The sequence below is a fragment of the Lactiplantibacillus songbeiensis genome, from assembly GCF_005405125.1.
GTDB classification, from domain to species: Bacteria; Bacillota; Bacilli; order Lactobacillales; family Lactobacillaceae; genus Lactiplantibacillus; species Lactiplantibacillus songbeiensis.
In genome coordinates, this window is record NZ_BJDL01000035.1 from 23,709 (window position 1) to 32,671 (window position 8,963).

At 48.2% G+C, this 8,963-nt stretch carries 8 protein-coding genes and 1 other annotated feature; of the genes, 5 read left to right on the top strand and 3 right to left on the bottom strand.

Annotated features, from left to right (window positions below; translation table 11 throughout):
• Nucleotides 1–2: 2 nt before the first annotated feature.
• Nucleotides 3–692 (bottom strand): WxL domain-containing protein, encoded by a 690-nt coding sequence (locus FFM77_RS12955; RefSeq protein ID WP_137636192.1) that lies wholly within the window; start codon nt 690–692, stop codon nt 3–5.
• Between the two features lie 311 nt (nt 693–1,003).
• Here FFM77_RS12955 and FFM77_RS12960 point away from each other — a divergent pair, with 311 nt between their 5' ends.
• Complete coding sequence (locus tag FFM77_RS12960) at nt 1,004–1,678, top strand: histidine phosphatase family protein (RefSeq protein ID WP_137636193.1); 675 nt, start codon at nt 1,004–1,006, stop codon at nt 1,676–1,678.
• Here FFM77_RS12960 and FFM77_RS12965 read toward each other — a convergent pair.
• Together FFM77_RS12965 and FFM77_RS12970 are read right to left on the bottom strand one after the other, a co-directional pair.
• Nucleotides 1,662–2,144 (bottom strand): hypothetical protein, encoded by a 483-nt coding sequence (locus FFM77_RS12965; protein WP_137636194.1) that lies wholly within the window; start codon nt 2,142–2,144, stop codon nt 1,662–1,664. The two genes, FFM77_RS12960 and FFM77_RS12965, sit on opposite strands and share 17 nt — an antisense overlap.
• A gap of 182 nt (nt 2,145–2,326) precedes the next feature.
• A complete protein-coding gene (locus FFM77_RS12970; RefSeq protein ID WP_137636195.1) occupies nt 2,327–3,151 on the bottom strand; it encodes an HAD family hydrolase in 825 nt (274 codons plus the stop codon).
• Between the two features lie 218 nt (nt 3,152–3,369).
• Here FFM77_RS12970 and FFM77_RS12975 point away from each other — a divergent pair, with 218 nt between their 5' ends.
• The 4 genes from FFM77_RS12975 to FFM77_RS12990 all read left to right on the top strand — a co-directional run bounded on the left by FFM77_RS12975 (nt 3,370) and on the right by FFM77_RS12990 (nt 8,888).
• Entirely contained in the window at nt 3,370–4,311 is a 942-nt protein-coding gene (locus tag FFM77_RS12975; protein ID WP_137636196.1) for an AAA family ATPase, read from the top strand.
• Nucleotides 4,308–5,309: a DUF58 domain-containing protein gene (locus FFM77_RS12980; protein ID WP_137636197.1), complete on the top strand. Its 1,002-nt coding sequence runs from the start codon at nt 4,308–4,310 to the stop codon at nt 5,307–5,309. Before FFM77_RS12975 ends, FFM77_RS12980 begins: the two co-directional genes overlap by 4 nt.
• Nucleotides 5,293–7,479, top strand: coding sequence for a transglutaminase TgpA family protein (locus FFM77_RS12985; RefSeq protein ID WP_171001642.1), 2,187 nt, complete (start codon nt 5,293–5,295; stop codon nt 7,477–7,479). Before FFM77_RS12980 ends, FFM77_RS12985 begins: the two co-directional genes overlap by 17 nt.
• A gap of 107 nt (nt 7,480–7,586) precedes the next feature.
• Nucleotides 7,587–7,825 (top strand) — a binding site (T-box leader).
• Between the two features lie 70 nt (nt 7,826–7,895).
• Nucleotides 7,896–8,888: a ketopantoate reductase family protein gene (locus FFM77_RS12990; protein ID WP_137636199.1), complete on the top strand. Its 993-nt coding sequence runs from the start codon at nt 7,896–7,898 to the stop codon at nt 8,886–8,888.
• Nucleotides 8,889–8,963 lie beyond the last annotated feature (75 nt).

Here is an 8,963-nt window from a genome sequence, read left to right on the forward strand (position 1 = left end):
TTTTATTGTCGCGGTTTAGCGGTTTCTGGCACCATCGCCATCGTCCACGTTACCTTAGCCGTATAGGCCCCAGTACGGTTACCTTCAGGAACAGACAACCGAATGTCACTATTCCCATAGTGAAGCGTAGACCGCCCTAATCCAGCTTTAGCTTTCGCTGCAAATACGGGTTGTGCGTCTTTCGTTAAAGTCACTTGGCTAGGCGCAGTTGGCAGTTCTGACGCAGAGTTCCCCAGAATTGCCCCTCTATAAAGTGTCACCGACGCCCCTTTCAAAAATTCTTTAGCCGGTGCAGGTGTCGCCGGCTTTTTAGACTCTGGCCGCGTCGTTGGCGTCATTTTTTCAAACTCACTAATGCTGGCAGAAACCGTCCAGCCCCCTTCGAAGCCGGGATTGCTAACTCGGATTGGCTCTGGATTCACTGTGGCTTGGGCTTCGTTTAACCCACTAGCCTGCATTTCTAATGCCTCAAAAGTAAATGTTGGTGCAGAATCTAATGTCACGGTGGCCGTTGGATTAGTCTTCAAACTAACTTTAGCTTCCGTCGCCTGAGTTGAAATACCAGGGATATCTGGTTTTGGGGAATCTTTATTGCTATCTGTACCAGCTGCATTTACCAGCATTGTACAAGTACTAACTCCCATACTCAACGTGGCGCTCATCATCAAGAGTTGCTTCGCTAATTTTTTCATCTGTTGTGCTCCTTTGCATTGGATGTTTTTTTACTGGGCCTCAGTTATCCATGCCCATATCCTAGCAGATGCAATTTTAGATTGCAAGCTTAATTCTTATGTAAATCATATGAAAAATCTAATAATTATTTTGTTGCAATCATTTATCATAAAAATATCGTTAAATTGATGGTCTCCCTCGTTCAAGACCATTATGCCTGCTAATGATTCAGCTACAAACATTTAGTGGAAACGGTCTCAACAAAATGCTTGTTCTCGCCTCCATCGCGCCGTACAATGAAGCTATGTTAACTAATCGAGGAGGCTTCGCAATGACCACAATTCATCTTTACCTAGTTCGGCATGGTCAAACCAAGCTCAATGCTGCCAGCCGTTTACAAGGCATTTATGATTCCGACCTAACCCGGCAAGGTGTGCGCTCTGCCCAACGGTTAGCCCGAATGCTGGCCGACGTCTCCTTTGATGGCGCCTACGTAAGTGATCTTGGCCGGGCCCAACAAACCGCCCGGATCATCACCGCTTTACATCCCGAAATAAAAAAACCGACGATTGACGTCGGTTTAAGAGAATTTAATTTTGGTGGTCTTGAAGGCACTAAAAACCTTTGGATCGTCCAACAAGTCCGCAAACAACTCGGTTTAGGGACCTTTCTCAAATTAATGCTCAGTAAAGAACGCTTTGCCACGTTACTCTGGGTCTTTAACTCCCTCGATAAGACGCGGACTGCCGAGACATTAGTTGGCGTTACCAATCGTATTAGCCGCACGTTACGACGCATCAGCCTCTACGAATCTAAAGCCGCTAACAGCGACAAGAACATTTTAATCGTCTCACACGGTTTAGTTCTCAGTGCCTTTTTGTATCAATTGAGTCCCCGCGAATTACCAACACGTTTACTAAAAAACACGAGTGTGTCACGAGTCGATTACACTGATGGCCACTTTCAACTGGTCGATATCAATATCACCCCTAAGAAACGGGCTTAATCGTGTCCAGCACCTGGCTGACTGAACCCAACGTGCGAAATTGCAACCGTGCTTGAATGCCAAAAAACGCCTTGAGTTTGCGTTGCAATTCTTGGCCCGTGGCATGCACGACTTCATCCGTCACATGCAGGGCGCCAATCAGCACGAGGACTTGACTACTTTTACTATCTAAATCAGGTGGTAACGGTGTCGCTGCTAATCGTAAGGTGACTTGATCAGCCGTTAACTGGACGTCAACGGGGCGATCACCGATCAGAGCAGCATCCCAAGCTTGCATCGCTACTTGATGACGATCACCAATCACTTGCAAGAGATCGCCTAACGCACTTTGCGGTTGTGCCGGCGATAAGTGCCGTTCACTCAGTTGCTTTTCCACTGCGGGATTCAATTCCCGATTATCTAAGCCCGTCATTGACAAGATTGCCAAGGGCACCGGTTGGTTAGCCGGTAATAATTTAATTTCCAACAGACTTCACTTCCTAAAAAACACATTCCACTTTAAGTTTGCCAAATTTGACGAAAAAGTCAATTATCCTTGACCCGCTAATACCGAAAATTTAATAATTAAACGCTAGTGGCAATGGTTCTCTAGTGACGATCAACTGTTAGGTCAATTAAAAAACTTCACGCTAAGGTGAAGTTTTTTGGTTAGGATTGGGGTTGCTTGGCAAAATAATCATCCAAGAACTTAGCCAGTCCATCATTATAATTCGTATCAGTCACATAATTAGCCGCAGATTTCACTTGTGGTAAGGCATTACCCATTGCCACTGACAGATCCGCTTCCGCCATCATGCCAACATCATTGAGCCCATCGCCAAAGACAAACGTATGCGCAGCATCGACGCCCTGCTCAGTTTGAATTTGTTTGACGGCCGTCCCTTTATCCGTATGTAACGGAATCATTTCGATATTATTCGGGTTAGAAGATGATAACCGTAACAACTTGCTATTCGTCAACTTTTCACGGGCAGAATCTAGACGCGCCATATCTTCGCGACTTAAAATAACGCCGTTCGTAATTTGGTCCTCAACCGCTGCTAGTTCAGCGAAACTCTTGATTTCCTGATACCCAATCGTCGTATCGCCCGCTTCAAAGTTGGCGGCATTCCGAGCCACAAACCGGGGGATCTGTTCCGTGTAATACGCCATCTCTGGGGTAAATAGCAGCATCGGCAAGTTATCGCGCCGGGCAATCAAATAGGCTAATTCAACCGCCGCGCCACCCAACTTAGTAACCTCACGCCCGTTTTGACCATCAAAAACGGCCCCATTCGACGTGACTAACCGCACATCCGGGTTGACCTTCTGGCGAACTAGCTTCGCTAATTCATACATCCGCCCAGTTGCAATGTAAAACAGCACATCTTGTTGCTGCAAACGGGCAATCGTGGCCTTCGTATGGTCCGAAACATATTGATGTTCAGTCAGCAAGGTGCCATCAATGTCCATGAAAACTAGATATTTTGGCATATTTTTCCACTCCTTTTACATGATTACACTTCTAATTGTACGCTATTCCGTATCAGAAAGGAAATCGCTTTCAAAGCGAACCTTCTACTCCCGTTTTACTGGTGAACAGTGTATTCTGATAGTATCGAGAACGTGAAAACAAGCCGTTGCTTACAGGCGATCTTTTTACCGTAACCAACCGAAATGGCACAAAAAACGTTACCTTTGGAGATGGCAACATGGAAAATCCAGCTTTATCAACTTTAACTGCGCAAATTAATCAAGTCGTCGTCGGTAAACCCGATGTGATCAAACTTACGATCACCGCGCTATTAGCGGGCGGCCACGTCTTATTTGAAGACGTGCCGGGCGTCGGCAAAACTACTCTAGCCCGGGCTTTAGCCCGCAGTGTCGCCGGTGATTTTAACCGGGTCCAATTCACCCCCGACCTCCTACCGAATGATATTTTGGGTGTCTCAATCTTAAATCAACAACATAATGACTTTGAATTTCATGCTGGTCCCATCTTTACGACCATGCTACTAGCCGATGAAATCAATCGGGCCACGCCGCGGACGCAATCGGCATTACTACAAGCGATGGCCGAACGCCAAGTCACCATTGACGGCACAACTTATCCGTTACCAGCAAACTTCTTTGTCCTCGCAACCGAAAATCCTAGTGAATATGCCGGCACCTATCCATTACCCGAAGCCCAACTCGACCGTTTCTTATTCAGCTTACAAGTCGGCTATCCCACCGCCCCTGATGAATTGGCGTTATATAGCGGTGACGACCGGCAACAGACGTTGGCTAAACTCCAAGCGGTCGTTTCCGAAGAGACTTTAACCGCGCTAAAACAACAAGTCACTCAAGTCAAAATCAGTCCCACCGTGGTTCAGTATGCCTTAGATCTAGTGACTGCCACCCGGCAAGACGCCGCGATTCGCTTGGGTATTAGTCCCCGAGGCGGTTTGGCTTTAATGCAAGCTAGCCGGGCCTACGCCTTACTCAATGGTCGTGATTACGTCTTGCCCGCTGATATCCAAGCGCTGTTGATTCCCACCTTCAGTCACCGGCTCGTTCTCGCTAACGGTGCCCAATCACTAGCTGCCAAGCAACAAGTCGTCCGTGACCTGCAAAGCAGTCTCCCGGTACCAACAAAGGGGCTAGACAAATGAACAGCTTGAAATCTATCGGCCATAACCTCATCTTTGTCACCGTGATCGCCCTCTTTTGGGGCTATGCGCTGAGCTTTAATAATGCCACTGGTTGGGCCGCCGCTGCTAGTGTCACTGGTATCGGCTTGCTTAGCGCACTGACACTGTTAGTCCCCTTGCATCGACTCGTCGTCCACGCCACGCTAACTAAACAACCGAACCAGCAATTTTTACAGCTGACGCTACCAGCTAAACCATGGATTAACCTGGTGACGCCTAGTTTACAGAACCCCAAGCTGGCCTTGCAGCCAACCGGACAGCCACAGCAATGGCAAACGACCACCCCCTTACCGCGTGGTGTCTACGATCAAGTCACGATTAATTTACAACTCAATGACCCGTTACACCTACTCGTTAAACGGCGCCGCCAGACCATTAAGACTGCGCTAATTGTCCCACCCGTCCTAGCTTCAGCGGCCGCCACCACGATTTTTGAACAACTAGCACCGTTGATTCATGCTGCCCCAACCAACAGTAGTGAGGCTAGCGGCTTTGAGACGCAAGACTTTCGGCCGTACCACCCGGGTGACCCGAGTAACCAGATTGATTGGAAGCTCTCGGCAAAGCAACAGACGCCCATGCTGCGGGTCTTAACTCATGATGAACCGGTTCCTTGGGGCTGGGTCTTCTTCACCACAACAGACATTGATTTGGAAGCGCGTTTAGCTGCCTTCTATACCTTTGTTCAATTGGTCGGTGACTTGCCAGCCGACATCTTGTTACTGGGGACAACTCAACAATTCAGCGCTAGCGTCCTACCAGATGCCTTTGCCAGCTATCAGCCCGCCGACACCACTACAGTGCCAGCGACTGCCCTGCGGCAACATCGCGTCGTCTTGTTTGGCGACAATAGTGCCCAAGCACAAGCCCTGTTTGATCAATTACAAGCCCAGAATTTGCAAGTCACCATGTTCGACTGGACAGCTAAAGGAGGTGACCCGAATGCGTCAAGGACTTAAAACCAGTTGGCTTGCGCTGTTAAACGGCCTCCTCTTAGCGATTCCGTTAGCCACCTACACGACCGTCAACGACTTTCGACAGCCGCATGCATTACTGTTATTTCTAGCGGTCATCAGTCTACTCGTCGTTGGGCACACCCAATGGCCGCGAGCTTGGGGACTATGGTGGCCGCTATATCTACTCAGCTTAATCGGCGGCAGTTACGCCAGCTATCCTTTGGGTGAACCGTTATCGCTAACTTGGTTACAACATTTTAGTACGAAATTAATCCAGCAAACTAGTGCTTTTCGGGCATCCACTAGTACTCAAGCCATGCCGGTCTTACTCAGCATGTTGTTGATTATGGCTTTAGTAATTGGCTTGAGCTTATTAACTGTTCGTTGGCAACAACCGTTACTCAGTATTGTCGTCAGCCTCGGCTACCTGCTGGCCGTCACGTTATTTGCCACGCGTAATGAAGTCTGGCCACTAACGGCGGCGATTGGGCTGGCAATGCTATTGTTGCTGTCCTACCGTCACAATCACTGGTCATGGCTATCACTAAGCTACAGTTTATTGGCACTTGGCCTGCTCGGTGCGGGAGCGACCGTTAATACTTGGGCGAAACCAGCAGTTAATCAGCTGGCGAAAAGCAGTCTGATTTGGCGTAATCAGCTTAGCAGTCGCGGCTTTTATAACTTTTTAGCGAAATCCGCCGCTGCTAAGAAGACCGGTATCTCCGAAGATACGGCCATACTAGGCGGCTCGATTCAAGATGACAATAGCGTGGCATTTAAAGCTATCAGCCGGACTAATCATTATTGGCGAGTCGATACCCGAGATGAGTATTCCGGTAAAGGCTGGACGATTGCCGGTGACCAGGACGCTACTCGCAAGCCCACCACAACTTCGAGCGGCTATCTAGCTACCCCAACTAGTACGAAAGATGCCATTAAGCTGACGTTTGCCAAAACGCTCACCTATCTACCAGTCGGCTACGGTGCTACCAGTTGGGCCGTCAGTTCGGCACAACAAAAACGCATCGGCGTCAGCTATGAACAGGAACGTGGTCGCATCTATTTAAATACTGGCAAGCATCCGCTGACCAGTGTGCAAGTTCACTATCAACCGCAAAAGTACACCGCCGCCCAATTAACCGCGGTCACGGTCAAAGCTAACACTGAGTTGACCGAGACTTACACCCAATTACCCGAAGACTTACCTAAGCGAATCAAGACGCTCAGCCAAAAGCTGACGAGAACACAAACGACCGAGTACGGGCGGGTTCACGCCATCTTGACTTACTTGAAAAACAATCATCGGTTTGAATATACCAAAATCGATACGCCAACGACCCCTGCCAAACGTGATTACGTCGATTACTTTCTCTTCACTAGTCGCCGCGGTTACTGTGACAACTTCTCGACTGCCATGGTTGTGATGTTGCGGACATTAGGGATTCCAACCCGCTGGGCACATGGCTTTAGCGGCGGCACTCGTGGCAAAAAAGCCGATGATGGTCAGTATCATTATCAGATTCTCAATTCCGATGCCCATTCGTGGGCAGAAGTCTATTTCGCCGGGATCGGCTGGGTCCCCTTCGACCCGACCCCCGGGTATCAAAATCCAGGAACCAAAGCTGCCAAAGAAAAAGCCGCTAAAGCCGCCAGTATCAGCAGTAGTTCCAGTAGTGCAGCGACTAGCAGTTCCAGTAGCCATGCTAGTCAAGCAACAACTAGTTCCTCTAAATCGCATCTAACGAGTCAAACCAGTAACAGCACGACTACGAAACAACCCACTCAACAGTTTCGGCTAACAACGACTTGGTTACATGTTAGCCTCGGAATACTTGGCTTGCTACTCATCTTATTCGCTTGGTTAGGCCGATTCTGGCTAGGCTTAATGGGGCTTAGTCTCATGCTACATTGGCATCTTGGTCGGCCAACCCAACACTATCGTTACTTGCAAGCCTGGTTCGAACACCAGCACGCCCGCCGACCAGCCGAAACGCTCAGCGATTATGCAGCTACCGTCGAGCAGCTCTGGCCAGCATTAGCCGGTCAGTTTACGACGGCTACAACGACTTATTTAGCCATTAACTTTGGTGACTACCCGGCTGATACCTTATCTGCACAGCTACAAACCGTTGTCGCTACCTTACGACAGCATCGAAAACCGATCCCAGTTTAGTCAGACCTTTGACAAATAAACGTGACTTTAGAATCTTAAAGATTTGAAAAAAAGATTGACATCACGCCAGCAAAAGTTTAAATTAAGAGTCAATTAATATTTGATGAGAAAAAGCAATGAGCAGTTCAGTAAAATGACCCCCGCCGTTACAGCGAGTCTGAGTTGGTGTAAGCAGACCGGTAAAGTCATTTGAATATCGACTGTGAGCGTGAAGGCCAAGCCAGCGTTAACCTTCAATGGTCGCACCCATTATCGTGCCGCGTATCGCTAGTTTTGGGTACGTTAAGGTCAGTGAGGCGACTTACTGATAAATTCACGGTGGTAACACGCTCAAAGCGTCCGTTTGACAAGTTCTTGTCAGACGGGCGTTTTTCTTATCTTTGTTAATAATTCAACTCAAAGGATGGTCAATACATATGAAAGTTACAGTTTTAGGTGCCGGTGCCATGGGATTACGTTACGGGGTTTTATTACAAGCCGCTGGAAATCAAGTCGAATTTGTTGATACTTGGCAGCCAAATGTCGAAGCGATGCGTCAGCAAGGTGGCGTCTACGTTTCCCGCGATCATCAAAATCGGCATTTAGTCCCAGTCAAAGTCTACTATCCCGAAGACTATCATGGCAATCCTGATCTCTGGGTCGTCTTCACGAAACAGATGCAACTCGCCGACTTTCTCAAACGTACTGCTCACGCCTTCAATGACCAGCAATACGTCTTAACTTGTATGAATGGCATGGGGCACGTTGAAAAGTTGTTGCAATACTTTAAACCGGACAAGTTACTAGCCGGAACTGCTCTGGTTGCCACCGTTTTAAATGGCCCTGGCGATGTTGACTTCATCGGTAAACGCGGTGCCGGCACGATGAACTTAGCCAATTACACTGAAAAGCCCGATGCCATGACTCATCAGGTCGTTGCCGAACTAGAAAAATGCCAGTTCCATCCCAACTTAACGACTAACTTTAAAGGCACCTTACTCGCCAAAGTTGTCTTCAACTCCGTAGTGAACACCTTATGTACGTTATTTGAGATCACGATGGGCGAATTCGCTGACTATGCGGGCGCTGATGAGCTAAGCAAACAATTGATCAATGAAGCTTACGATGTCTGCGAACGCGATGGCGTGACGATGTTAAATACGCGTGCCGAAGAACTGGCTTCAGTCAACTACGTCAGTCAAGTCGCCAACCCGCTCCACTACCCATCAATGTATCAAGATATGTCACACGACCGTCCTACCGAAGTCGACTATATCAACGGTTACCTAGTACGGTTGGGTCAAAAATATCATTATCAAGCTAAGACTCACGCCTTTTTGACCCATCTCGTGCACTTGGCCGAACACACTCGCCAGGTCGCAGCCACGCAATCCGCGGCCACCGATGCATCCGTTAAAGCTACCGCTTAAACGGCTCTTTGTCAACGGCTGTTGATGAATGATCCTATGAGAAACCAATTCATTTTCGAATTGGTTTCTTTTTTG